24 protein-coding genes are annotated in these 25,754 nt (G+C 57.0%); 5 read left to right on the top strand and 19 right to left on the bottom strand.

Annotation, left to right across the window (positions count from 1 at the left end; all coding sequences use genetic code 11):
• Position 1: 1 nt before the first annotated feature.
• From ACOI7D_RS18630 to ACOI7D_RS18610, 5 genes are all read right to left on the bottom strand, one after another.
• Positions 2–1,294, bottom strand: coding sequence for a glycoside hydrolase family 10 protein (locus ACOI7D_RS18630; RefSeq protein ID WP_044523014.1), 1,293 nt, complete (start codon positions 1,292–1,294; stop codon positions 2–4).
• Positions 1,295–1,435: 141 nt separating this feature from the next.
• Positions 1,436–2,440, bottom strand: coding sequence for a fimbrial protein (locus ACOI7D_RS18625; protein ID WP_044523017.1), 1,005 nt, complete (start codon positions 2,438–2,440; stop codon positions 1,436–1,438).
• Entirely contained in the window at positions 2,428–4,929 is a 2,502-nt protein-coding gene (locus ACOI7D_RS18620) for a fimbria/pilus outer membrane usher protein (RefSeq protein ID WP_109547356.1), read from the bottom strand. Before ACOI7D_RS18620 ends, ACOI7D_RS18625 begins: the two co-directional genes overlap by 13 nt.
• A 15-nt stretch (positions 4,930–4,944) precedes the next feature.
• Positions 4,945–5,640 (bottom strand): molecular chaperone, encoded by a 696-nt coding sequence (locus ACOI7D_RS18615; protein WP_049014124.1) that lies wholly within the window; start codon positions 5,638–5,640, stop codon positions 4,945–4,947.
• Between the two features lie 76 nt (positions 5,641–5,716).
• Positions 5,717–6,280, bottom strand: a complete 564-nt coding sequence (locus ACOI7D_RS18610; protein ID WP_044523030.1) for a fimbrial protein — start codon at positions 6,278–6,280, stop codon at positions 5,717–5,719.
• A gap of 445 nt (positions 6,281–6,725) precedes the next feature.
• Between ACOI7D_RS18610 and ACOI7D_RS18605 the strand changes: the two genes are divergently transcribed.
• Positions 6,726–7,013: a hypothetical protein gene (locus tag ACOI7D_RS18605; protein WP_109547355.1), complete on the top strand. Its 288-nt coding sequence runs from the start codon at positions 6,726–6,728 to the stop codon at positions 7,011–7,013.
• A gap of 225 nt (positions 7,014–7,238) precedes the next feature.
• On the opposite strand, the gene map is transcribed toward ACOI7D_RS18605, so the two are convergent.
• The 3 genes from map to ACOI7D_RS18590 all read right to left on the bottom strand — a co-directional run bounded on the left by map (position 7,239) and on the right by ACOI7D_RS18590 (position 8,760).
• Complete coding sequence (gene map / locus ACOI7D_RS18600) at positions 7,239–8,021, bottom strand: type I methionyl aminopeptidase (RefSeq protein ID WP_023289670.1); 783 nt, start codon at positions 8,019–8,021, stop codon at positions 7,239–7,241.
• Positions 8,002–8,220 (bottom strand): ParD-like family protein, encoded by a 219-nt coding sequence (locus ACOI7D_RS18595; RefSeq protein WP_002904808.1) that lies wholly within the window; start codon positions 8,218–8,220, stop codon positions 8,002–8,004. Before ACOI7D_RS18595 ends, map begins: the two co-directional genes overlap by 20 nt.
• Before the next feature lie 291 nt (positions 8,221–8,511).
• The gene (locus tag ACOI7D_RS18590; RefSeq protein WP_004205912.1) at positions 8,512–8,760 is read right to left on the bottom strand and encodes a hypothetical protein; all 249 of its coding nucleotides are present in this window, start codon (positions 8,758–8,760) and stop codon (positions 8,512–8,514) included.
• Positions 8,761–9,057: 297 nt separating this feature from the next.
• On the opposite strand from ACOI7D_RS18590, the gene ACOI7D_RS18585 reads away from it, so the two are divergent.
• Positions 9,058–10,713, top strand: a complete 1,656-nt coding sequence (locus tag ACOI7D_RS18585) for a putative bifunctional diguanylate cyclase/phosphodiesterase (RefSeq protein ID WP_023289671.1) — start codon at positions 9,058–9,060, stop codon at positions 10,711–10,713.
• A gap of 33 nt (positions 10,714–10,746) precedes the next feature.
• Here ACOI7D_RS18585 and ACOI7D_RS18580 read toward each other — a convergent pair whose 3' ends face one another.
• The 7 genes from ACOI7D_RS18580 to ACOI7D_RS18550 all read right to left on the bottom strand — a co-directional run bounded on the left by ACOI7D_RS18580 (position 10,747) and on the right by ACOI7D_RS18550 (position 18,185).
• Entirely contained in the window at positions 10,747–11,682 is a 936-nt protein-coding gene (locus tag ACOI7D_RS18580) for an alpha/beta hydrolase (protein ID WP_109547354.1), read from the bottom strand.
• 188 nt (positions 11,683–11,870) lie between these two features.
• A complete protein-coding gene (locus ACOI7D_RS18575) occupies positions 11,871–12,011 on the bottom strand; it encodes a hypothetical protein (protein ID WP_162543124.1) in 141 nt (46 codons plus the stop codon).
• Between the two features lie 12 nt (positions 12,012–12,023).
• The gene (locus ACOI7D_RS18570; RefSeq protein WP_023289674.1) at positions 12,024–12,275 is read right to left on the bottom strand and encodes a hypothetical protein; all 252 of its coding nucleotides are present in this window, start codon (positions 12,273–12,275) and stop codon (positions 12,024–12,026) included.
• 429 nt (positions 12,276–12,704) lie between these two features.
• The gene (locus tag ACOI7D_RS18565; RefSeq protein WP_032452832.1) at positions 12,705–13,148 is read right to left on the bottom strand and encodes a PTS sugar transporter subunit IIA; all 444 of its coding nucleotides are present in this window, start codon (positions 13,146–13,148) and stop codon (positions 12,705–12,707) included.
• Positions 13,138–14,583, bottom strand: coding sequence for a sugar porter family MFS transporter (locus ACOI7D_RS18560; protein ID WP_032452833.1), 1,446 nt, complete (start codon positions 14,581–14,583; stop codon positions 13,138–13,140). The genes ACOI7D_RS18565 and ACOI7D_RS18560 overlap by 11 nt, the downstream gene beginning before the upstream one ends.
• A gap of 723 nt (positions 14,584–15,306) precedes the next feature.
• On the bottom strand, positions 15,307–16,635 hold the full coding sequence (locus ACOI7D_RS18555) for a 6-phospho-alpha-glucosidase (RefSeq protein ID WP_109547353.1): 1,329 nt from the start codon (positions 16,633–16,635) through the stop codon (positions 15,307–15,309).
• Between the two features lie 11 nt (positions 16,636–16,646).
• Positions 16,647–18,185, bottom strand: coding sequence for a PTS transporter subunit EIIC (locus ACOI7D_RS18550; protein ID WP_048334843.1), 1,539 nt, complete (start codon positions 18,183–18,185; stop codon positions 16,647–16,649).
• Positions 18,186–18,452: 267 nt separating this feature from the next.
• Here ACOI7D_RS18550 and ACOI7D_RS18545 point away from each other — a divergent pair, with 267 nt between their 5' ends.
• A complete protein-coding gene (locus ACOI7D_RS18545; RefSeq protein WP_004205898.1) occupies positions 18,453–19,151 on the top strand; it encodes a GntR family transcriptional regulator in 699 nt (232 codons plus the stop codon).
• Here the strand turns inward: ACOI7D_RS18545 and ACOI7D_RS18540 are convergent.
• Positions 19,148–19,900 (bottom strand): sulfite exporter TauE/SafE family protein, encoded by a 753-nt coding sequence (locus tag ACOI7D_RS18540; RefSeq protein ID WP_109547604.1) that lies wholly within the window; start codon positions 19,898–19,900, stop codon positions 19,148–19,150. The genes ACOI7D_RS18545 and ACOI7D_RS18540 overlap by 4 nt on opposite strands.
• 111 nt (positions 19,901–20,011) lie before the next feature.
• Here ACOI7D_RS18540 and ACOI7D_RS18535 point away from each other — a divergent pair, with 111 nt between their 5' ends.
• Together ACOI7D_RS18535 and ACOI7D_RS18530 are read left to right on the top strand one after the other, a co-directional pair.
• A complete protein-coding gene (locus ACOI7D_RS18535; RefSeq protein ID WP_048334842.1) occupies positions 20,012–20,896 on the top strand; it encodes a LysR substrate-binding domain-containing protein in 885 nt (294 codons plus the stop codon).
• A gap of 130 nt (positions 20,897–21,026) precedes the next feature.
• A complete protein-coding gene (locus tag ACOI7D_RS18530) occupies positions 21,027–21,902 on the top strand; it encodes an NAD(P)-dependent oxidoreductase (protein ID WP_109547352.1) in 876 nt (291 codons plus the stop codon).
• A 78-nt stretch (positions 21,903–21,980) separates the two neighbouring features.
• On the opposite strand, the gene ACOI7D_RS18525 is transcribed toward ACOI7D_RS18530, so the two are convergent.
• From ACOI7D_RS18525 to ACOI7D_RS18515, 3 genes are read right to left on the bottom strand one after another with little or no spacing between them, the layout of a single operon-like run.
• Positions 21,981–23,138: a CdaR family transcriptional regulator gene (locus ACOI7D_RS18525; RefSeq protein ID WP_047720701.1), complete on the bottom strand. Its 1,158-nt coding sequence runs from the start codon at positions 23,136–23,138 to the stop codon at positions 21,981–21,983.
• Positions 23,135–24,310, bottom strand: a complete 1,176-nt coding sequence (locus ACOI7D_RS18520; protein ID WP_109547351.1) for a glycerate kinase — start codon at positions 24,308–24,310, stop codon at positions 23,135–23,137. The genes ACOI7D_RS18525 and ACOI7D_RS18520 overlap by 4 nt, the downstream gene beginning before the upstream one ends.
• Before the next feature lie 13 nt (positions 24,311–24,323).
• Complete coding sequence (locus tag ACOI7D_RS18515) at positions 24,324–25,694, bottom strand: MFS transporter (RefSeq protein ID WP_162543123.1); 1,371 nt, start codon at positions 25,692–25,694, stop codon at positions 24,324–24,326.
• Positions 25,695–25,754: the final 60 nt, after the last annotated feature.

Raw genomic sequence — 25,754 nt, 5'->3', positions numbered from 1 at the left:
GTTAGCTCTGCGGCTGCCCCCAGCGGCTGCGCAGGTAGTTAACCGCCTGGCGGGTCTGCGGCTGATTGAGGTTGTTTTCGCGGAACAGGATGGTGCCCTGGATCTGCGGCAGGGACTCATTGAGATCGAGCTGCTTTTTCAGCTCCGGCACGCCGCCATCCACCGTCCAGTCAGGCTCATTTTTGGACGGTTCACCCACCTTGTACAGCGCCACGCCAATATACAGCCGGGTATGCGTGGGCTTAACCACCTCGGCCCACCAGTTGGCCAGCACATCATAACGCGCCGCATCGCGGGCAAATGGCCAGTAGATCTGCGGGGCGATGTAGTCGAGCAGTCCCTGCTGCACCCAGCTGCGGGTATCGGCATAGGATTCATCATAGGCGGCCGCGCCACGGGTATCAGACCCCGCTGGATCGTGGGAGCGGTTGCGCCACACCCCGGCCGGGCTTACGCCAAACTCGACGTTCGGATTGAGTTTTTTAATGGTCGCGGAGACCTGGGCAATAAGCTGTTGAGTGTTATGCCTCCGCCAGTCGCCCTTCGAGGCATAGCCCTGCCCGTAACGGCGGAAGGTCTCGTTGTCGTTAAGCGGGGAAGCGGCGGTTTCGGTGTAGAAATAGTCATCGAACTGCACGCCGTCAATCGGGTAGTTCTGCACCACTTCAGCGACGATGCTGGTGATCCAGTCACGCGCTTCGGGAATACCCGGGTCGAGAACAAAGCGATCGCTGGCGGTGCGGATCCAGTTACGGTGCAGGACAAACACGCTGGCCGGTACCTGAGTGAGGGTGTTATTCAGCTCGGCAATGGTGGACGGTTTGGTGTTGACCGAGACGCGGTAAGGGTTAAACCACGCGTGGACCTTCATGCCGCGCTTGTGCGCTTCATCCAGCATAAACTGCAGCGGATCGTAGCCGGGATATTCGCCGATTTTGCCGGTCAGCATATCGGACCACGGTAGAATATCCGACCGCCAGAGCGCCGTACCGTCCGGTTTCACCTGGAAAAAGACGGTGTTGATCCCCAGGCGCTGCAGATTATCGAGTTTGGCGATCAGCGCCAGCTTCTGCTGCGTGATGCGGCTTTCCGGCGTACTGGCGATAATCGACCCGACCGGCGGCCAGTCAAGGCGCGAGACGGTGGTGAGCCAGACGCCGCGTACCGGCTCCCGGTGCGTCTGACCGGCTTTAACGGCCGCGCTCTTCGGCGGCGTGACGAGGGATTTCGGGGCCTTACTGGTGCAGCTGAACAGCATGCCGGCGGCGATGAGCGCCGCGCCTGCCAGCGCCACTTTGCTGGCTAAGGGGAATCGACGAGAATGGCTGATGATGAACTCCCGTGTAATCAGATCGTCGCGTGTAGGCGCTATTCTCTTACGATTCGCCGGTCAGAGCAATTCCTTGATCCTCTTCATCCGTCGGTTCGTCATCGCCTAGTCATAATGTAAGGTATAGGTCGCGACGGCCGACACCTGCCCGGCGGTGATCCGGGAACGTGTTTGGTAGTAGCGGGCAGTGAGCGGCAGAGTAAACTGACCCGCGCTCGCGGTGCCCAGCATCATCTCATGATTCAGCGCGACCGGCTGACGATGGTAAAGCAACTGCACGCCGATACCCTGTGCCCGATCGTCGGTGGCGTCATTGCGCAAAACGCCATGCCCCCGGGCGGTAAGGGGCTCCGTGCCGTCAACACGCAGAGAAACCGTGACCGCGCTGTTGCAATCCAGTTGTAGCGCGAAAGGGGTATCGCCGGTGGTTTTGCCGACGCCGCCGAAGCGATCAAGCATCGCTGCAGGTAGCTTAATCAGCGCTGGCGTGGCGTCATTCACAGAACACCCTGCGGTGTTGACCCTGCCGGTTAAGTCTAAGGCTGCCAGCGGGGTATGTTCCGCCATTAAAATGCGCTCGCTGTGATACTCAAGCTCGCCCGGTGTCGTCTTAGAGCCGGTTTTAATGAGCTCAATCGTCAGGCGGAAATAGCCCAGTTTCCACACCGCATCGGGTAAAGCGGCGGGATTGTCCACTCGCAGGCTAAATGGCGACGGCGTTGGTCGGTCAGGAAAGCCGCCATATCCGCCGATAGCGCGCAGCGCTACGCGAACGCCAATGCCAGCGAGATTAGTTTGATAAACCGTCGGTCGCGTCGCCCCCCCGGACAGCAGACTGTCCAGCAGCAGCGGCGACAGCCCATGCGGGTCGTCCGCGCAACGGATCCACTGTTCGCCGCCGTCGCTAAGGCGGTTCCAGGCGAAACTTTTGTGATACAGCGGGGTGCCCGGTCTGGCGTCAGGCGACACCGTAAGTTGCCCCACGTTCAGCCGAAGGGTGGAGGCCTGGCCGCGGACAAACACCGGAGAGCAGGCCCATCCGCTGGCGGTCGGTAACAAGACGAGTAACAGCGTCAGAACGACCCGACGCAGGAGAGTTAAAAAGAACATGATAACGCCTGCTGTAGGATGAGTGGATGGGGTGTCTGCGCCAGCGTCGGGGTGAGATCGTAGCGGGCGCTACAGCGCTGCTGAGGGCCAGGCCCCCATTGCGCATACAGGATGCCTTTTGGCGCAAGGCCGGCCAGATACACCTGACCCTCGCTGGCAACAATGCTGCTGGTGTCCTTGGCGCGAACTTCGCTGCCAAATGGCAGCGGTTGTCCCCGAGACTGCAGCGTAAACAGCGCTTTATAACCAACGTGGGTGTGAAAGCGTGCCAGAACCACCGCGTCTTTGGTGGGGACCAGCGTCACGGTGCTGGTGGCCAGATCCACATTCCCCGGCAGTGAATGGCTGTCGAGAGAGACGTCGTTGCGGTGATAGGCGGTGGCGAAGGGCAGCACGGCGTACCCGTCACGATTGGTGGCGATGGTTTTCTGGTTGGCCAGGGTCACACCGCTGGCGCCACCGGCGTCAATCAGGACGACAGAACCATTCATTTCCGGCGTAAAGACCACCCCGTGGCGGTGAATCAGGATACCTCCGCTGGCGCCGTAGTTCAGACGAGTGGCCTGCGAATCGCGGCTGTAGCCGAGATTCAGATCGCCCCTACCACTGCTGTACCCGGCCGTCAGGCTTCCGCTGTGCCCGTTTTGTTGATCGAGGGTTTGGCTGACGGCGTAGCTAAGCGCATGATTGTCCAGCAAAGTACCGTTGAGACTGACCATCTGACTGGTGGCACTGTGGCGGGAGGTGTTCTGGGTATAGCTGGCGTAGCTCCCCGGGAGCAGGTGGCTTAGCGGTACCGAAAGTGACAACGTCACCACTTTGTCGGAATGCGGCTCGTCATCCACTTCGTCACCATCGCTACTGTGGGAGTCGCTGTAGCTGAGCGACCACGCGATACCGTGAACCTGGCCGCTGATCCCCATATTGGCGGTACGCTGCGGGTCGCCTCCAGACCAGTAGCTGTCCTGATCGAGACTCAGATAGAGGGTGATATCGTACGGCAGGTTCTGGCTGGCGGTGATTTGCAGGGTCGTTTTTTTGTTGTCGTTATCCTGCGAGTCGGCGTCGGGGTCTGGGCTGGAATACGCCTCGCTCAGCGTGGCATAGCGCTGATGCGAATAACGCCAGCCGGTGAAGGTGAACTGCGTGCCGAGACGATCAAAACCTTTGCTGTACTGGAGCTGCCAGGCCCGGCCATCGATCGGATCCTGCTGGTGCCGGTCGTGGGCGATTAACAGCTGTAGCGAGATCGCCCCGGCTTCTCCCAGCCCCTGTCCCGCGCCGAGCGAGAGGTTGTGGTATTGCGCCGCGCTTTGCAGTCCGCCCAACAGCGTCAGGTTATGGGCGAACCCGCGCATCAGCGATAGCTGCATCATTAACGGCCGCTGGCTGGCATCGTCGCTATGATAGCGCCCGGCGACCAGGTTGTATTTCAGGTTGCCTTCGCGCTGCATGCTGGTCACCGATGCATACGGCTGGGTGAAGCGGCGGATTTCGCCATCAGACTCTTTGACGGCAACCTCAAGATTGCCGCTACTGGCGGTGGGGTAAAGATCGTCAATCACGAACGCGCCAGGGGTGACGTAGGTTTGATACAGCACGTAGCCATTTTGCCGAACCGTGACCTGGGCGTTGGTTCTTGCTATCCCGCGAATGGTCGGGGCAAAACCTTTCTGCGAGTCCGGGAGCATCGCGTCGCTGGAGGCGAGGGCAATTCCCTGAAACTGTACCGCGTCAAACACATCGCCTGAAGTGAAGGTATCCCCGAGGGTCAGTTCACTTTGCCAGCTCGTCAGGTCGCGCTCAAGCCAGGCGCCGCTGGTGGTCCAGTGGGGCTTATCGTCGCTGTTGGCGGTCAGGCCGTTGCTGGCGCGCAAGCGCCATACGCCGGCGTTCACGCCGCTTTTCAACATCAGATAGTTATCGCGCTCGGTGCTGCCCATGCGGGTACGCTGGCTGGCGCCTGAATAGCGATAGTTACTCTGAAAGGCGCTAATACCTTCGTCCCACAGCGCAGAGGGAACATTATCCCTCGCCCGGTGCGTCATCAGCGCCTGAGGAATGGTCATTACCAGCCGCTGATGGGAGAAATCAAAATTGACCACACTGCCCGGCAGCAGCGTGGCGAGTTCGGGACATGAGCGGGACGTTGCGCCGGGCGCCTGTACCAGCACGGCCGGACTAACCCCAGCCTGCACCAGGTCTTCAGGCTTTAGGCAGGGCGTTAGCTGCCCGCGATCGTTCTGGCGAAACATGACGGTCTTACGAGCATCCAGCGTGACGCCGTTGACCTGCCAGCTCACCGGATACTTGCCTGGCGGCTGGCCCGTCTGTTGATTGAAACGCTGCAGATCCACCGCTGGCAGATGGTCGTTTTTTTCCAGCAGATCCATATTAAAGGTCGCCTGGGCGTGCAAGAGCGCGCTCTGTCCGCCCAACAGGATGGAGAGGCTAACGACGGTAACGGTATGAGCCGGGCCGTGGCGCATGGCGACATCAGACGCCTAGTGCGCCGAAACGGGGGCGCTAAACGACTGCACGGCGCCAAAGTCATCCAGAATGCGCCAGCTCACCTCGTGGGCGCAGGCCTCGCCTGGGAGGGTATACTCTTCACGGCTGTGAGGAGCAATCACGCTGTGCTCAAGCGGCGTTTTCTGGTTCTGGCCCGCGCAGGTGAGCGTGGTAATAGTCACATAATAGGGGGAGGCATTATCCGCCTGCAGGTGGTTGCCGCTGACGCGCCAGCGCAGGTGCTGCGCCGCTTGAAGCGCCGAACCAGGGAGCCCTGCCGGGCGATAAATTAGCTTCAGTTGATTCTTAATAGCAAATTGCAGAATGTTCTCGCCAGCCGGCGCGGTATTGGCAGGGATCACTTTGATGTTTAGGGTGAACAAACTCTCCCGGTCATGGGGCATTTGCGGCGAGGTTAAAAGTACGCGCAGATCGTTGCTGTCTCCGGCATCCAGACGGAACAATGGCGGGGTGACGATAAATGGTGATTTATTATTATCAGCCAGGTCGTCTACCCAGCTCTGAATAAGCACGGGATCGTGAGAGTTGGTGTTTTTTACCGCGATGTCTGCCTCATGACTTTGTTCATTATAAATGACACGTGTGCCGGCAATGGCAACCCCGGCGGCAGACGCCAGGAAAGGGCAAAAGAGAAGGCTCAGGATAAAAGCCACTTTATAACACTGCATAATTGAAGATCCGGTCATGAGGGATGAGAATAAGGGCAGGGGAAGCTGCCCTTGGTAAAGCGGCAATCAGAACATTCTATTCATATACAATATCAATATTGGCCGTAGCATTAATATTGCCGGCAGTTACATCCTGTGAGGAATCGCTTTTCAGATCGGCAATAAAGTTAAATGCAATATCACCGTTTTCGTCGGCTTGCGAAACCGCTGTTTTGCTCTGCTTGTCAAAGGTCAGCTGAGTACCTTCCGTCGAGCCGTCAGGGGAAGAGAAGACTTCAATGCCCACACCTTTGGCGGTATCTGCAGCGTCGGAGAGCGCCAGCACGGCGGCGCTGGTGCCGTTAGCGTTGGTGTCCGGGGTACCCTCCAGGCTGATACTGATGTTCTGTGCCAGCGGGCAGCCGGTCAGGTTGATGGTAAACGGTGTTTCTGCGGTTTTCGCTTCATGTGATTTCAGCGCTGAAATATCGACGTTGCCAAAATCGACATTAACATCGCCACCGTTATTAGCGATCTGGCAGGACTCGTTAATAATTTTACCAGTGAAATTCAGTGTGCCCGCCGCGTGGGCAGTGGTCACAGTAGCCAGACTTAAGGCCAGCAGTGAACCAACAACCAGCAGGGTGCCTTTTTCTTTCATACTCAAACCTTATTAAATAATCACAAGTTAATAAAAGCGCTTAACATTTTTAAATCATGTTTATTATTTCTGTTCACAAAAAACGGTAAGCATCGCTAATGTATATTACCGTCGGGGGCGGGATTATACGGAGAACATCGTAAAGGCCCATTGATAAGATGTGTTAAGCTGTAACATTATTTATTTTTTAGTGTAAGTATAATCTTACTAAATATTAAAAAGAGGCCCATGCATATAATGAATTATTTCCGGGAGTGGTAACTATTCCGGCAAAATTTTGCGAAAAGTAGTTGTTATTCCCGGCAGATGACCGGGTGGCCCGTAATAACCATTTACGGCGCCGCTATTTTGCAGTAGCGTGGAGTGACGGCAGGAAGCCGCAGGTTGTATGGCACAGAAACGATGCTGTGCCGCGCAGTGTCACCCGCTATCAAGGAAGATTGCTATGTCTCCGCTCCGTCTCGCTCTGTTATGTCTGTATCTGGCGCCGCAGGCGTCCTCTGCTGCGCTTTCCGGTCAGGTTCATTTTTCAGGGCGGGTCATCAATCCAGCCTGTCTTATCGCTCCGCAGCGCGATCGTATCGATGTTTCGTGTCAGTACCATTCACCGGAACAGATCGCCACGACAGACAACCGCCCTGGCTATGCCATGCCGGACAATCGCGGTGAGGTCAGTATTCACTGGCGAAATGCGCAGCATAGTGAAGCAGATGTTATTATTCGCTATCGCTAAGGCGGGATAGACGTGATGAAGGGTAAGCGGATGCTGAAGGTAAAAGGTAAACCGTTGTGCAGTGTATCCGCGCGTCAGCCGTCACATCCGGGAGACGCGCGTGCAGAAAACCATTCTTGGAAATAATTATTGCCGCCATCCGGCGGCAGAACCAGGTATCGTCTGGCTCCCAGGCGAGCACCGGGATCAGAAAGCGGCCCACCGTCATACAGAAAGGGAAGATGCTCAGCGGATCCGCGACTGCTCGTCGTCGCGCAGCGTCAGTACCTCAAAACCGTTGGCGGTCACCGCCACGGTGTGCTCCCACTGCGCGGAGAGTTTTTTATCGCGGGTGACCACCGTCCAGCCATCCTTTTTGGTCTTGATACGACTGTCGCCCTGGTTCACCATCGGTTCAATAGTGAATACCATGCCTTCCCGCAGCACGGCGCCTTCCCCGGGCCTGCCGTAGTGCAGCACCTGCGGCTCTTCATGCATTTCCTGACCGACGCCGTGACCGCAGTATTCTCTGACCACGCTGTAGCCATGGTCCTCGACCCAGCGCTGAATGGCATGGCCGATGTCGCCCAGCGTCGCGCCAGGTTTCACCACCTCAATGCCTTTCCACATCGCTTCATAGGTGGTCTTTACCAGCCGGCGGGCCAGCGGGGAAACGTCGCCTATCAGGTACATCTTACTGGAGTCAGCGATCATGCCCGCTTTCTCGAGGGTAATATCGACGTTAACGATCATCCCGGAGCGCAGATGCTCGGTCGCCTTGGGGATCCCATGGCAGACCACGTCGTTAATCGAGGTGTTCAACACATAGGGAAAGTCGTATTGCCCCTTGCTGGCCGGGCGGGCGTGCAGCTGGTTGACGATAAAATCTTCCACTCGATCGTTGATTTCCATCGTCGTCACGCCGGGAACGATAAAGGTATCCAGCATGGCAAACACCGATGCCAGCAGCTGGCCGGCATGACGCTGGCGCGCGAGCTCATCGGCGGTTTTAATGATTATTGATGGCATTGATCACCTCCAGCAGACGGTCAGAGCCGGATTTCAGCATCAGCAGTTTGATCTGCTGGTGGTTAAGCTCGGGGTAGAGTTCGCTCATCATGCCCAGACGGATCCAGTATTCCGCCTGCGCATTGACGGAGCGGGACATGGCTTTGCTGGCATCACGAATGTCATCGTGCAGCAGATCGGAGATTTTGACGATTCCCATAGCAACAACCCATATATGATTCGTATATGTATCGTATACCATCCAGCGCGGGATGTCCCTGGCATTTTGTGGCCTGGGCGGCGAACACCATGCAAAAAAGCCCGACCGGCGGGCTTATTTTTCAGCATGTGTTCGGGTTAAAAATTCGCGCTGTTTACCATGGCGTAAATTACCCATTAGGTTATCAGTATGCGGAATGAAAATAGCATGATGGCGACGCATCAATATATTTTATGCAGGTGTTAATTTTGCGTATGAATATTCTCCCGTCAGGCCGGGAATCCGGGGGATTTACAGCGCGTCAGTGAGTTTATCCACCACCACTTTACCCGCATTATCAAACTGCGTAATGCGGAAGCTGTCGCTCCAGGAGCGGCGGGTGGTGAAGCGGTCAAACAGGGATACCCGACCTTTACGCTGGCCATCTTTACTTAAAATAACCCATTCGGTCACCGAAGAATAATGCTGACTATTGTCATGACGACTCTGTTGTTCAACCAGACGATCTTCTTTTTCCACTTTTAAATAATCACGCAACATATTTAACCTCCATAGAAAGTATTATTAACATTACTCCTTTTATTTATTCTTTCAATCAAACTTTTTAATCAATAAAAGTAACTATTAGTGGGCGACCTAAGTGTGAAAATCGCCGAGTTTGTCACTCCCGAAGATGGCCAGGTCCACTACGCTTAACAGGCGTGTGCGCCGCGCGGTCGGCGCATGCCCGGGCCGGAAAGGCGACCATAAAACACCTTAACCTTGTATTCATTATGGGCGTGATTCTGTTATATCTAATGCGTTTTGCCACGACCGAGCCACAGAGAGCGCTGTACCATGAGTAACGATCACCTGACGGACATTGCCTATCGCCACTTTATTGAAAGTGTTAAAGATTATGCCATCTATATGTTGAGCGCCGATGGGACGGTCATCAGCTGGAACGAGGGCGCCCGCCGGGCAAAAGGGTACCTGAGCGACGAGATCGTCGGTCGCTACTTCGGTCTCTTCTATAGCGAAGCCGAACAGCTCTCCAGGGTGCCGGCAAAAAATCTGCAAATTGCCCTGCGTAGCGGCCAGTTCGAAGGCGAAGGCTGGCGGTATCGTAAAGATGGCTCCCGGTTCTGGGCGCATGTCATGATCAATGCCATCCGCGATGAACAACATAACCTGCTGGGCTTTGCCAAAATTACCCGCGACATCAGCGAACAGAAGGCGATCAATGACCGCATCGCGTGGATGGCGCGCTACGATGCGCTGACCGGTTTACCCAATCGGGTGGAGTTCTTTGAGCGGGTGGAAAAGCTGATCACCGGTAATGACGCCCGCCGCTTTGCCGTTTTCACCATCGATTTAGATAAGTTTAAAGAGATTAACGATCTGCAGGGCCATCTTATTGGCGATCAGCTGCTGCAGCGCGTGGCAGGCGCCGTGCTGAAAACGCTGCAGAAGGAGGAGATGGTCGCCCGCTTCGGCGGCGATGAGTTTGTGGCCGTCAAACCTTTTGCCGATGAAAGCGAGGTGGACGCCTTTGCCACCCGTCTCTGGCACTGCTTCAGCGGTAAGCAGACGTTTGCCGCGACGGAAGTGATCCTCTCCGCCAGTATAGGTATCTCCGTCTACCCGGAGGACGGGACGGATATTAATACGGTACTGAGCAATTCCGATCTGGCCATGTATCGGGCAAAGAGCAGTCTCGACCACAAGATTTGCTGGTACGAACGTGAGATGGACGACAAGACGCGGCAGCGGAATATGATGGCCGCCGACATCCGCCGCGGTATTCAGGCGGGGGAGTTTTCGCTTCACTATCAGGCGATCCGCAACATTAAAGATCGTCGCATCACCGGTTATGAAGCGCTGTTGCGCTGGCAGCATCCGCAGCTGGGGGCTATCCCGCCGGAGGTGTTTATTCCCATCGCCGAAGAGAGTGGCGCTATTGTGCCATTAGGCTACTGGGTACTGGAGCAGGTGTGCAGCGAATCACTGGATAATCGGCTGAATAAAAAAATCTCAGTCAATATCTCACCGGTACAGTTGCGTCACCGCAGCTTTATCGAAAAAGTCCGCGAGATCCTGATGCGAACCGCTTATCCGGTTAGCCTGCTGGAATTTGAAGTGACGGAGACGGCGTTTATCATCAATAAACAGCTGGCGTTCAGCGTGCTGCATCATCTGCAAAAGATGGGCATCAGTATTGCGCTGGATGATTTCGGCACCGGTTACTCCTCCCTGAGCATGCTGCGCGATTTTCATTTCGACGTCATCAAGCTCGACCGTAGCTTTATGCAGGATGTGGAGAGCAATCCTCAGGTTCGCTCGTTCGTGCGGGCGATTATCTCGCTGGGCAACTCAATCAATACCCCGCTAATCGCCGAAGGGGTAGAAACCGAAGGGCAACGGCAAATCCTCGAAGAAGAGGGATGCGACGAAATGCAGGGCTTTCTGTTCGGCGAGCCGGTCGATGTTAAACATCTGCCACGGCAGAATTAACGCACCCGCCGTTGGCTGGTGGGCGCGGGATCGTTACTGATGCGCTAACGTAGGCTGCCCGGAAAGGTGCAGCAGTGCCGCGCGCAGGGAGACCTCGAACATCTGACCGTGCGTCAGGCCAGGGTAGCGCCAGAATTGCACCGTCAGACCGTTGCTGGCCAGCTGCTGCTGGGTCTGACGCAGTACGCCCAGGGAGGCTTCATGCCCGGAGGGCTCGCCAGCGGCTTTTCCGTCGCCTTCCAGCAGATACAGGGACGTCCCGGTAAACGCGGTGGCATCAAGGGGCTGGGTGTCCTTCAGGGGAGACGTCTGCGCCTGGCCAAGCGACGGGCTGGCAGAATAGTAGATCCTGAAAAGGGAGTGGTTTCGCCACGCGTCGAGTACAAACAGTCCGCCGTAAGAGTGGCCCCAGATAGCGCGCTGGCGGGGATCGATTTTCAGGTTAGCTTCTGTTTGCGGAACCATCGTTTCGCACAGCAGCTGACGAAACAGATCATTGCCCCCGGTTTTTCGCGGCGGCAGCGCGGTTTTCCCGGCGCGAGGTTCATGCGCCTTCAGCGGCGGAGTGTAATCCCAGGCCCGGGCGGCGGTATCGAAGGGCAGCGCCGTCTGGTAACCAATAGCGACGATGACCGGCGGGGAACCGGCGGAGAGCTGTTGCAGAAACGCGTCGTTGAGTTTATCCATCACCGCGTTGCCGTCCAGCATATACAGCACCGGGTAACCGGCGGCCGGCGGCGCTTTATCCGGCACCGCGGTCCACACCCGGTAATGGCGTTCGCCATCGGCAGAGTCGTACTGGCGCTGGGTAAAATGATAGAAAGCTGACCCTTTATCCGCAATATTCGGTCCCAGCGGCTGCAGATCCGGCCGGGCGAAACTGCCGCTGCTGTAAAATAGCGCGCCTATCGCCAGCGTCAGCAATCCGTGCGTCTGCCGCGCTGTGATGATCCCTGAATCCTGCTTCACCTCGTCTGTCCCCCTGTTCTGTGTCATCTGGCGTTTTGCCTGGGCTGACACGTTAGCATAGCTTCATTGATAATGGTTCTCATTTCTTTTTATGCGCGCAGTAGCAGGTGGCATGCCGCTGAGGCTGGTGGCGGATTCAGTCCATCAGGAGGAGAGATAGCCGCCTGTTGGCGGCCATGGGAGAAAGGTCAGGAACGATCGTGAAGGGTGCTCAGCAGTCTTTTGACCAGCGGGGTAAGCGCAATAAACAGCAGAGCAATCATCACGACCAGCAAGAGCGCGAGCCCTTTATGGTGAGTGATAAGCACCCACAGCATCGCCAGCGTCATGGGCATGCTCCTTTAATAACGGTATTCACCACCGCTCAGGTGAATGAAATTCAACAGAATGGTCATGACCACCCAGGCCAGCAGCAGAAAGCGTCGTCTGTCGCGCCGCGCTTCCAGGGCGGCGAAATAATTAGCGCTATACCAGGTCGATATAATAATAGCCAGCGTGATGATGACCTGCCAGACCGCTTGACGATAGCCTGTCACGACGCTTATCCCGCGAAAGCAAAGGACGATAGCGATACCGTTAAGCGCGTTACACATCAGCCATCCCCACAGGCTTGCGGGCCGGCTAAATAAATATCCAAATCGTAAAACCAATGTCGTATACACCTTGCCAAAATAATCGCGCTGTAAAATGCATTTTAACCACGGAAGAGGTATTGATTTAAATCAAAACTAATGGGATAGCGCAGGAAATACTGGCGCACGGTACTCGCGGCCTGATTGAAAAAACAGAGGGTAAAACACTGATCAAATTCTTAACATTTTGTTTTTATTGATGAATTTAGTTCATCAGATAAGGGGGAACGCATAATAAATAGATTTGATAGCAATTTAATATGCGTTAATTTCCCCGGTTATTATTGTGATTGACGTGGTAACGGGGAAAATTAGATTTTTCGCAATGTCTGTTTTCTGTGAGACCAATAAATGGAGGGGCCGGGGGCAGCGCCCCGGCCGGTGGCGCACTTAATGGGGCAGCGCGTTATGCTGGAGGATCTTCAGGAAGTCATTTTTGTCAGAGATTAATGACAGCGCATTCGCGATCAGCTCATCGCTGAATATCGAGGCAATTTCTTTGAGCACGTCAATATGCTCTTTCTCTTTCGCAATCACGCCAATGGCAATAAACATCACGTTGCCGCGATCCCAGATAACGCCATCAGGAAACTGAAAGATCTCGATCCCGGTTTTGAGGATGATATCCGTCGCTGATTTCGGCAGATGCGGCAGGGTGATGCCATTGCCCAAAAAAGTGGAAACCTGATGTTCACGCTCCAGCAGAAAGTGAACGCACTCCTGATTGACATAGCCTTTGGCTTTACACTCCGCGCCAATCATGGCGATGACTTCCGCTTTATTACTGGCCTTGCAGCCGATGTGCAGATTATCCAGCGTGATATTATCGATCATAGCCAACCTCCCTGGTGAGACGAGTGGATTTTTTATCCTCATGATTCGCTGACAGCTCCGCTTCTAACTGCTCCAGCGATTTATTGGAGGTCTCCGGCAGGGCGAACACCACGAACAGAATCGCCAAATAGTTGATGGCCGCGAAGATGAAGAAGACCGGCCCCAGGCCCAGTTTCGCCTGCAGCAGCGGGAACAGGTAGCTGACTACCGCGTTCATGATCCACATGAAAAATACCGAGATCCCCATCGACAGTCCGCGGAATTTCAGCGGGAACAGCTCAGCTAATACCACCCAGGTGATAAAGCCCATCGAGCCCTGCATCACACCGACGAACAGCGCGCCCAGCAGCCAGATAGCGGTGGCTTTCAGATCGCCCACCAGGGTGTAGTCGACCGCGGCGATAATCAGATGCAGCGTGGCCATAATGGCGAAGCCGTAGATGATGATCGTCTTACGTTTGAAGCGGTCGACCAGGAACAGCACGCCAATCAGCATACCGCCGACGGAGAAGACACCGTTCAGCACGTTACAGATCAGCGAGGTACGCTCTGAGAAGCCGGCGGCACTCAGGATTTCCGTACCGTAATACATAATGACGTTCACCCCGGTGGTTTGCTGCAGTGCGGCCCAGGTAATGCCCACCAGCAAAATTTTGAGGATCCATGGCGTTGTGAGGATAGTGGTAAAGGTGTTCTGAGTGCTGTACTTATTGCCGGCTTCAATTTTGATCAGGGTGGAGATGTCGTCATACTCTTTCTGTGCGCGTTCCGCCGGGCGGATCTGTTTGAGAATATGCAGCGCTTCTTCGTGGCGGTTTTTGCTGATCAGCCAGCGCGGACTTTCCGGCGCGCGCCACATACCAACAAACAGGCAGATAGCGGGGATCGCCTGCACCAACAGCATATAGCGCCAGACGTCCGGCAGATGGCCCCAGATGATGCCAATGATCGCGTTAATGGCAAACGCCGCCAGCTGGCCGATAACGATGGCGACTTCATTCAGGCCGGTCAGCTTGCCGCGCATCTCGGTGGGCGCCACTTCAGAAATAAAGGTCGGAGCGGTAACCGAGGCGCCGCCGACGGCGTAGCCCAGCAGGGCGCGGGCAATCAGCAGGGTGGTGATATCGGGAGCCGCGGCGGAAAGCAGGGCGCCGATGAGAAAGATAAAGGAGAGGAAGAGTAAGTATTTGCGCCGGCCGAAGTAGTCGGCAAACTTGCCGCCAAACACGCTGCCCAGCGCGGCGCCGACCAGCAGGACGCTCATCACCAGCCCTTCGGTGGTCGGGGTCAGCGCCATGTACTGCTTCAGTGAGGAAAAGGCGCCGTTGATAACGCCAGTGTCGTAACCGAAAAGCAGGCCGCCGAAGGTGGCCACTAAGGTGATCTGATGAAGTCGTTTTCTCTGTTGCTGGTTCAGGTTTGTTATAAATGACATGGTAGTCCCTTTATTTTGTTGAACGACACAAGATAAAAATACATCTCCCCAGTCAGGATTTATCACGCCTGTGTTGTCGTATCTAACTGAATTGAATGATTTTCTTCTTTGTGTAATTGCTCAGCACATGGCAGGGTACGCTAAGCAATGGCGGTCAAAGAGGTTTACGGCTTGGTGGTGATATGGATGTTGTCGATATCCGTTCTCCTTTTCGGGGTTAGCGGTCTTCAGTGCGTCGGCAGGACAGCGCCCTGGTGTGGCATGTTGCTGTCGTTCCGGCGATTTACTGTGATAAGAATATGGCACAAAGAAATGGAACGAGCATGCTACAAGATCACATTATGAAAATTTAGTTTCAAATCAGTGTTGCAGGAAGGTAAATACATGAAGCCAATCACAATGGCATGCAGCGCGATATCCCCATGAAAAGGGGGTTAATTTTGCGAGTGAGTAATAATGATGTTGTTTTCAGTGGGTTAATGTAACTCAAAGAATACAACGCAGATCACATTTTTACGCCATAATATCGAAGAATAGAATTTATATTTCATTGCTCCGATCAGGGAAAAGCGTGGCTGGCGGCTCTGGGTCGTCGGTCTGGAGGGGGTAGCGCAGGCCATTGACGCGTCTGTGCGGAGGGAGGCCATGGGGCAGGCATCGCGGGAAGGGTGCCGCTGATAACCCTGCGGAGAGAAGGTCTCCCGGCAGGGTTGCGGCAAAAAATCAGTGCAGCGCGGGCCAGTAACCTTCGTTGGCGACGATCAGCTCATCGAGGATCGCTTTCGCCACCGCGGCGCTGGGCACCGTTTTCGACAGGGTGATGGCCTGCCACAGTTTCTGGTAGCTGCCCTCGATCCAGGCGTCAACCACCAGCTTCTCCACCGCCACCTGCTGCTCCATCAACCCTTTCTGGAACGAAGGGATTTTTCCCATCGCCAGCGGTTCCGGGCCGTTGACGCCCACCAGGCAGGGGACTTCCACCATCGCCGTTTCGTCAAAGTTGGCGATCGCCCCGTTGTTCTCCACGATCAACAGCATCCGCTCCTGGGTGTTAAAGGCGATGGCGCAGGCGAGGTCGACGATGAAAGTGGCATGGGCCCCGGCGTGGAAATGCGCGCCTTCCGCGGTGCCGCGACGGGTGATCTCCCGGGCCATATCGAAGACCTCTTTTTCACGCCCGGCCATCACCTCGTTGGCCCGCGTAAAGTCCGGGTCAGAGTGCGCCACCTCGTAGTCAGGGTAGAGGTAGTATTTCAGGTAAGTGTTAGGCAGGGTCAGGGGATCAAGGGCAAACACATCCTTCACCTTTTTAAAGGTCTCGATCCAGCTCGGCGCCTTATGCTGAAAATCCTCTTTTGGGCTACTGTAACCCTGCTCCGCCACGTGACTCTTCAGCGCCGGCATCAGATCGTTACCGGCTTTATCGGTGATGCTGGTCCACCAGCCAAAATGATTCAGGCCGTAGTAGCGGACGTTCAGTGCCTTGCGGGACGGCAGACCGAGGATGTCGGCAAACAGCCCCTCAATGGCCACCGGCATATCGCAGATGTTGATAATGCGCGCGTCGGGACGCAGGCGACGGGTCGCTTCCGCGACGATGGCCGCCGGGTTGGAGTAGTTGAGCATCCACGCCCCCGGGGCGTACTGCTGCATATAATCGACCAGCTCCAGTACGCCGGCAATCGAGCGCATACCGTAGGCGATCCCCCCCGGCCCACAGGTTTCCTGGCCCGGCACGCCATATTTCAGCGGGATCTTTTCATCCTTTTCCCGCATCTCATACAGGCCAACGCGAATATGCGCCATCACAAAATCAACGTCGGTGAAGGCCGCCTGCGGATCGGTGGTATAGCTGAACTTCACCTGCGGGAAGCGTTCAGCCACCAGAATGGCGCAGGCGTCGCCGATGGTCTTCTGACGTTCGTGATGGTTATCGTACAGACGGATCTCCCGCAGGGGAAAGCGCGCCATATTTTCCAGCAGCATCATGACAATCCCTGGCGTGTAGGTACTCCCGCCGCCGGCAATCGTGACCACAAAGTTATCTTTCATTTACCACCTCGTTATTCAGTTACACCCAGACTGGCGTTGACCGCCGTTCGAATTTTGTTAACCCCCAGGCCATAGATCACCTGGACATGATTGCCTTTAATCAGCACGCTGCTCCCGCCGCTCTCTTTCAACAGCGTCTGCTGGATGAGAGCAGGGTCGCGCACATCGACCCGCAGACGGGTAAAACAGTTTTCCACCGTACAAACATTCTCTTTACCGCCCAGCCCCGCAATCACCAGCGCGCCTTTGTCTGAATCGCCATGCGCCTGATCCGTCTGTGGGGAAGACGCCGCATCGGCAGCGGCTTCGCGCCCCGGGGTAAGCATTCGCAGGCGGGTAATGCAGAAGGTGCCGACCAGGTACATGGTGGCGGTTTCCAGCAGGCCGAGCAGGACAAATACCGGCCAGCGCGTCACGCTGGCGCCGGCGGGCAGGTTATAGACGACAAAATCGATAAGACCGTTTGTGGCGCAGACCCGCACATGAAGCAGCCAGGCCAGCATCTGGAAGAAACCGTCCAGCAGGGAGTAGATAAGCCACAGCAGCGGGGCGGTGAAGATAAAGAGAAACTCAAACGGTTCGGTGATCCCCACCAGCACTGAGGTGACAATTAAGGGGATCAGCGTGACTTTGAGTCGCTGTTTATTCTCCGGTTTCGCCGTGCGGTAGAAGGCGAGCGCCATACCGGCGGTGCCAAAAATCTTCACCATCCCATAGGTTAAAAAGCGGGCGGAATCACTGAGCGCGTCAACGGGATGACGGGCGATTTCGGCGAGGAAAATGGGCTTGGCGCCAATGACGGTCTGGCCATCAATCAGCAACTGACCGCCGATAGAGGTAAAGACGAACGGCGACCAGATCAGATGATGCAGCCCGGTGGGGATCAGGAACCGGTTGAGAAAGCCGTACAGGAAGACCCCAATGGCGCCAAATGATTTCATAAAGCCGGTCAGCGCCGAGATGCCCAACTCCACCACCGGCCAGAGATAGACGGTGGCGATAGCAAACAGGCCCACCAGCGGCAGCATCACGATCAGCACGAGCTTGCTGTTGCCGTAGATCGACAGCGCGCCGCGAAATTCGATGCCGACCACGCGATTGTGAACAAAGGCGACAGCGCAGCCAAGGATAATACCGAGGAACACGCCCATATCGATAACCTGAAAACCGAAGATGTAGGTTTGTCCGCTGCCATACAGTTGCGCGTTGGTGGCCCCGGTCGCCAGGCGATGGGTCAGGGTCAGCCAGCTGTTGTTCGCCGCCAGGTAGACCAGCCAGGTCATGGCCGCCACGAAAGCGGCTTCGGCTTTGCGGGTTTTCGCCAGACCGCTTGCCAGCCCGAGGCAGAACAGAAACCCGAGATTGTTCATCAGCGCCCAGAGCATGCTGGAGACGAATTTCCCTAAAAGATAGATCCCGCTGCTTTCATCCACCCACAGCCGGTTGGTGGTCATGCTGAACAGGGCGATCAACAGGCCGATAGCCGGCAGATACAGCACCGGCCCGATCATCGCCTTGGAAAAGTCCTGAAGCTTTTTCACGCCAATCATGGTTGTCCTCTCGTCTTCATAGCCAGCTGTCATCACCTGATCAATAGGCTTATCAGACTAGGATCAGACCACCGGGATCCCGAGCAGGAAAAAGGCCATCTGTGACGAAAGTCATATATATTGTTGCAGGAGAGATATATAAATATAACCATTTTTATAGATGAGTTAACGTCTTATCTCTCGCGTAAAAGTTAACTATTATCTGTAAATACAATGCGTTATTTATCGTTCTTTCCCACACCCTCCATCTCAACGAGACATCTAAAAGTGATTTATAAAAAGATTGCCACCGAACTGAAGGCCCGTATCAACAGCGACGACTACGCCGTCGGGGATATGCTGCCCAGCGAAAAAGCGCTCGCTGCGGAGCTGCAGGTCTCGGTGATGACGCTGCGCAAAGCGCTGGCGCTACTGGAGGAGGAAAAGCTGATCGCCCGACGGCACGGCAGCGGAACCTGCATTGTGCGTAAGAGTAACTATCATGGCGGCGAGCTGGAGGGGTTTAACTACCAGATGCAGGTGGTGGGGGTCACCAACTACCGTAATAAGGTCATTGAGTTCACGTTGCTTGACGCCCCGCCGGCCATTGCCCAGCAGTTAAAGATCCAGCCGGGAGAGAAAGTCTACTACGTCAGGCGGCTGCGCCTGATTGATGAGGTCCCGATCCTGGTGGAGAACAGCTACATTCCGTACGCCGCTTTTCCGTGGCTCAGCGTGGGTAACCTTGAGCAGTCTAAGTTCAACTATTTCAAAAAAGAGTGCCATATCACCATTATCGAGAGCCATCGCAGCTATACGCCGGTGCTGGCGACCCGCGAGCAGGCGGAGCTGCTGCAGGTGGCGCCTAACAGCCTCCTGCTACGGGTGCAGTCTGTCAGCTACGCCCAGAACCGGGCGATCGTTGATTTCTCAGAGATCTACCAGAACACCAGTAAATACAATGTGAAGCACATTACCCGCCGCTAGGCCGATCCCCCCAGCAGCCCCCGGAGGACAAGCTCCAGCCCCAGCGCCAGCAGGAACAACAGAAAGCCCTGACGAAAACGCTGCGGGCTGAGACGCGAGCGGATCCGCTGTCCCAGCCACATGCCGAGCAGCGCGGGCAACAGCGCCAGCGCCGACAGCAGCAGCGACTCTGCGCGCCAGCCAGCGTGCAGGGAGAGGCCGGCCGCCATCGCCAGAGTAGAGAGGGTGAACGACAGTCCCAGGGCCTGGACCAGCTCGTCGCGACGAAAGCCCAGCGCCTGCAGCCAGGGCACCGCCGGAATAACGAACACCCCGGTCGCCCCGGTGATCAGTCCGGTCAGTCCGCCCATCAGCGGCGACAGGCGCTCTTCCACGCGGGCGGAAACCTGCACCGCCGGACCACGGAGCGCGTATCCGGCATAAGCTATCAGCACGGCGCCCAGCGCCAGCGCCGACCACCGCGGGTTCAGGTGGATGAGCAGTGACGACCCTGCCAGCGTGCCGATAATCATCCCGGTCATCATTAACCAGAGGCGACGCACAATCTGCGCCAGCGCGGGGCCTGCCAGCAGTTGCCAGAGATTGGTTAACAGCGAGGGGAGCACCAGCAGGGCCGCCGCGGCCGGTGGCGGCATCAGCAGGCCAAGCAGGCCCATCGCCACGGTGGGTAGTCCCATACCGGTCACCCCTTTGACCAGCCCGGCGGCGATAAAGATCAGCAGTAAACAGAGAGTGTGAAGATCAAACATCATGGCTCACTTATCGGCTCAGAGAAGGGCATTGAAACAGCTGGTCGCCGGGTGGACAATGCGGTATGTTGCCCGCAGGCTACGGTAAAACCGAAGGGAAAGGAGGGCGTTATGCGACTGGATCTCGCCGATCTGCGACTGTTTATCGCCATCGTGGATAGCGGCAGCATTACCGGCGGGGCGGCGGCGGCCCATCTGGCGCTGGCCTCCGCCAGCGAAAGGCTGCGCAAAATGGAAGCGGAGGTCGGTGTGCCGCTGCTGCACCGTCATGCCCGGGGGGTGACAACGACCGAGGCCGGTGAGGTGCTGGCGCGCCATGCCCGTCCGTTGTTAGAGCAGCAGCGGCGTCTGCGCCAGGCGATGCACGCCTTCGCCCGCGGTCAGCAGGGCACGCTGCGCCTGTTTGCCAATACCTCGGCGATGTCGGCTTTTCTGCCAGGCAAGCTCGCCACGTGGATGGCCGCGCATCCCGGGATACAGATCGACACCGAAGAGCGCACCAGCGCAGATATTGTCAGCAGCATTCTGGCTGGCGTGGCGCAGGTCGGGGTGGTGTCCGATGCGGTCGACCCCGGGCCGTTGCGCCTGGAGCCCGTCGCGGAGGATCCCCTGGTGCTGATCGTGCCGCCGGCCCATGCCTTGAGTGACGCCGCCGAGGTGGCTTTCGCAACGATCATCCATGAGCCGCTGGTCGCGCTCTATCAGACCAGCGCGCTGCAGCAGCATATCGAAGAGCAGGCCGCCGGAGTCGGCCAGGCGCTGAACGTCCGCATCAGGATGAGCCATTTTGAAGGGCTTTGCGAGATGGTGGCTCACGGCGCCGGCGCGGCGATCCTGCCGCGCGTTATTGCCGAACGCTACCTGCCACGCTACCGGTTCGCCGTTATCACATTGCAGGATCGCTGGGCGCTGCGTCGGCTGTGCCTGTGCTATCAGGATGACGAACGCCTGTCGCCAGCGATGCGCCGCTTGCTGGAGTGGCTCCGCCAGCCCTGAGCCGCGATAAACGTGGCTATCATATAGTGACAGTGTCACTTTATAGGGCGGTTATTGCTACTGACATCCGTGCCAGAGATGCGATAGTAGACGTCCGCCATTTATTAACACGCGAATCAGGACAGACAAGATGAGTACATTACCAAAAGTCGCGGTGCTGGGACTCGGCGCCATGGGACACGCTTTTGCCAGCAATCTGCTGAAGAAGGGCTTTACCGTCGCGGGCTGGAACCGTTCGCCAGCGCGCGGCGAGGATTTACAGGAGCAGGGATTATCCCTGCACGCCATGCCGCAGCAGGCGGTGGCCAATGCCGAGGTGATCATCAGTATGCTCGCCGATGGTCAGGCTACCCTGCAGGTACTGGCGCAAATAGCGCCTGCCTGTCAGCCGCAGGCGATCTATTGCCAGATGGGCACCATCGGCCTGGCGGAGACCCAGGAGGCTATCGCTTTGTTGCGGGAGCGTCAGCCGGCGATGACCTTCGTCGATGCCCCGGTTTCAGGGACCAAAGCCCCGGCGGAGAAGGCGCAGATCCTGGTGCTCGCCAGCGGAGATCGTGAAAAGTGTGGCCCGGCGGAACAGGTATTTGCCGCTATCTCACGTGGGACGCAGTGGTTTGACGAGGCGGGCAACAGCCAGAAAATGAAGCTGGTCCTCAATGCCTGGCTGATTGCGATGATGCAGGGCATCGCGGAAAGCGCACAGCTGGCGAAGACGCTGGGCTTTACCCCCGACCAGCTGTGGAGCGCCCTGGAGGGCGGCCCGCTGGCGGCGCCCTATGTCAAAGTCAAACTGGACGCCATCGCCAATGAGCAATTCGCGCCGCAGATGCAGCTGGCGCATGCGCTGAAAGATGCCCGGCTGGCCTTGTCCCTGTCCGAGCCGCACACCATGCCGGGACTGGATAACATCGCCGAACTGTGGCAGCAGGCGGCGGATGCGGGATTTGCCGGGCAGGATCTGTCCTCGATATATCAGTGGCTGTCGACGTCGGCGAAAGCATAGTGAAGCGCCCTCAGGAAAAAGTGGCCTCGGCGGCCACTTATCCTTGAGGATGGGGCATCAATTCGAATCTACCGCACGTTAGCTTAAGGTATCAATCCATTCGCTCTGGCGCGGGTTCTGCCGACGATAGCAGTGTACAGACACCGCCAGCTGCGTCAGGTCGGTGAAAACCATCGGATCGAGCTGAATATGCTTTTTAATCTGCTGCAGCCGGTAGGTGAGCGTATTGCGATGAATCCCCAACAGCAGCGACGTTTTTCCCGGCTCGGCGTTATTGGCAATAAAGCTGCTGAGGGTATCCAGCAGCACTTCGCCGGAATCATGCTCAAGCAGCTGGCGTACGTTATTGATAAAAAAATTGACCATATAGCTGTCTTCCAGCACCCGGAACAGGCAGAGCATCGCCATTTCGCGAAAGTAGTAGATCTGCCGCTGCGGCTGTACTTTGCTCCCGACCTCAATCACCGAACGGGCGAATCGGATGGCCTCGCGAATATCCGGAGCGCTGTCAGCCTGCACGCCAATGCCGATATGGTAATGGCTGATCTGATTGCTGAGGACAAACTCGATGCCCCGCAGCAGCGTTTCCTGGGATTCGCTCAGCGTATTGAGGATCAGGATCTCATTGCTCCCCAGCAAAATGACGTCTCTTACCCCGGCCAACTGCGAGAATTCTCGCAGCAGCGTACTCAGTATTTCGCTTAGCTGATGCTGTTCAACCTGCACGGTCACCACGACCGGCACCAGCGGCGCATCAAAAGCGAAGCCAAGCTCCATCAGGCGATGAAGCGCTTCCTGTCCGGCGGGCGAAGCGCCTTGATCAAGATATTGACCAAACAGGGTATCACGCAGACGCTGACGCCAGTTGGTTTCCCGCATCTCTATGGCCTGGCGGACCAGCAGCTCGGCGGTGAGTACCGCCAGTTCAGCATAGCGGCTGATCGCTGCGGGATCGCCGCTGATGCCCACCACCATCACCACGCGATCGTCATAGATAATGGGATGATTAATACCGGGATGCACATTCTGGAAACGCGCGGCTTCCGCGGTGTTGTTAATACAAATGCGTTTACCGGTACGTATCACCTCACGGGCGATCTCATGCTGCTCGCCGATACGATGCCGTTCACCTGAGGCAATGATCTGTCCATGATGGTCAATCACGTTCACGTTATGATGAATTATCGCCATTGCCCGGGCGACAATTTCATTAGCCAGCGCTGTCGTAATAATCATACCGTTTTCCGCTCAGGTGCCTCTCCGCGCCGCCCGCTCAGAAAGGTTCGTAGTACATTTTCCGCGGCGTCAGCGAGGAGCTGTTCGCAGGTGTTCATCGACTCCGCCAGCGGCATAGGGCGCTGGCAGATAGACCACATGGCGTCAATATGGTGTTGATATAATTGCCGGCTGCTCTCATCGCGCCCGCCGCAAAGGGCAACAACCGGTACGCCGTGGCGTGCCGCTTTACCCGCCACACCCACCGGGGCTTTACCAAAGGCGCTCTGTCGATCGAGCCATCCTTCACCAACGATCGTCAGCGCGGCATCGTGCAGATGGCCGTCGGCGTTAAGCAGTTCCAGCACCAGGTCAATGCCCGGACGCAGCGTGGCGCCGGTATAGGCGATAAGCGCAGCGCCCATACCGCCTGCGGCCCCGGCGCCGGGCCGTTCGCTGACGTCGAACCCGAGGGTTTGCGTAAGCAGCTGGCTATAATGCGCCATTCCCGTCTCCAGCTCACAGAGCGCCGCCTCGTCCGCGCCTTTCTGCGCGCCATACACCCAGGTAGCGCCATGCTCGCCAAGCAGAGGGTTCGAGACGTCGCAGGAGGCCTGGACTTCGGCCTGGTGTAAACGCGGATCCAGTTCGCTCAAATCGATGCGCTGAATATGCGTCAGGTCCTGACCCGCCGCGGGAACCGGCAGCAGGGTGCCGTCCTTACGCCAGAATCGTGCGCCAAGCGCCTGGGCAAAACCAATGCCGCCATCGTTGGTCGCGCTACCACCCAGGCCGATAATTAAATGCCGACACCCGGCGTCCAGCGCCGCTTTTACCTGTTCCCCCAGCCCGTAGCTACTGGCCTGACGCACATCCCGCTGCGCCTGCGGCGTCAGTTCCAGCCCACAGCTTTGCGCCATCTCGATAATGGCCCGCTCGCCGGGCAGGATCAGAAAATCCGCCTGCACGGAGGGACCATAAGGCGAGGTACAGCGCTGCTGTTGCCACCTCGCCCCCTTCAGCAGCGGACTTTCCGCCAGGGTTGAGAGCAGACCCTCTCCGCCGTCCGAGACGGGCATTTCGACCAGTTCCAGCGCCTTGTCTACCCGACGCAAACCCTGTGCTACCGCTGCGCAGGCGGCCTGCGCGCTACAGCTCCCCTTAAACGAATCCAGCGCGATAACAATCTTCATGCGTTCTCCTGAATTAATGCGCTTTACGCGGCGTTTTATCGATGGTCATGAGCTGCAATAACATCCCCAGCAGGGCGCATCCCGCCATGGTAAAGAAGGCGTAAATATACCCTGCCGGATTTCCCCAGCCCCCACCGAACTGGATGAGCCAGCCCATCAGCAATGGCGAAATGCCGCCGCCAATAAACATCGCCGTGGTGATAATGCCGTTGGCGGTCGAGGTGGCGCGCTCTTCAGCGGAGTCCGACGCCATGGCGTAGTAGATAGGCCACACGGCGTTGGCCACCAGGCCAAAAAATAGCTGAATGGCAATAAGGCGCGGCATATTGGTGGCGAAATAGAACAGCGCAATGCCGATACTCATCCACAGACCGCAGACGATAAGGGTTCGTTTACGGCCAAAGCTATCCGACAGCCAGGGCCAGATGATCTGCCCCAGGGTACCGGTAAGCGTGAAGATAATACTAAGGCCAGCGGATGCCGCCAGCGACAGGCCGGAGACATGATAAAGATACGGCGGCAGCACAACGTTTATGCCCATATAGACAATTTGCGTCAGCAGGGTATTGCCCGCCGTCAGCGAAATATTGCGGTTGCGCAGGGTGCGTAAAAAGGTCTTCATCCCTTCGCCTTTGGCGACATGGCTGCTTTCCTGCGTCGCCGGGCGCGTCAACCCCTGGCTGTCGATATGCTGATAAAGCGTGTTGATGCGGTCGGCGGTAGAATATTTCGCCCAGAAGATCATCAGCGGGATGGCGACGATCAGCGCCAGCAGGAAGCAGTAGCGCCAGCTGCCTTCGCCAAATGCGGAAAGCACCAGACTTGCCACCACGCCGCTCAGCAGCGCGCCAATCGGATAGCCGGTATGATGCACCCCCAGCGCAAAGCCGCGCTTCTCTTTCGGCCACCACTCCGCGGTGTTGCTGACGCCGACGGGTTCGCCCCAGCCGGCCCCAAGGTTGACGCCAACGCGCAGCAGCACAAAGGCCGTCAGCCCGTGGCTGATCGCTTTAATACCGGAAAGAAAAGAGAGGGCGGTATAGCCCAGCACCAGCGGTACCTGAAAGCGCGCTCGTTTCCAGCCAGACCCGTAGCGATCGCTCCAGATGGAGCCGGGAATATCCAGTACCGCAAGGGCTACCATGATCAGGGCGACGATATTGCCCCACTGTTCCGGGGCGAGCGAGAACTCCTTAGAGATGACCGGGCCAAGGCGCAGGATCATCTCGCGATCGTAGGCGTTGAGCACCCAGATTAGCCAGCAAACCAGTAGCGAAACCCAGGAGAAACGATGTATCAGCCGCTTTTTCCCACGTTGTTCGCCGGCAGGTGTGTGATTGATTGTTGTCATAGTCGTGTTTACTCCGCGGCGTCGCGACAGCATGCTGCGCGCCGCCTGGTGTCAGGGTCAGAGTCAGTTCGCCGGGTATTATTGTTATCGCGG

The sequence above is a fragment of the Klebsiella sp. C360 genome, from assembly GCF_048822415.1.
Classification (GTDB): domain Bacteria; phylum Pseudomonadota; class Gammaproteobacteria; order Enterobacterales; family Enterobacteriaceae; genus Klebsiella; species Klebsiella quasipneumoniae.
Note: the sequence above shows the minus strand (reverse complement) of the source record. Positions and strands in the feature narration are given on the sequence as shown.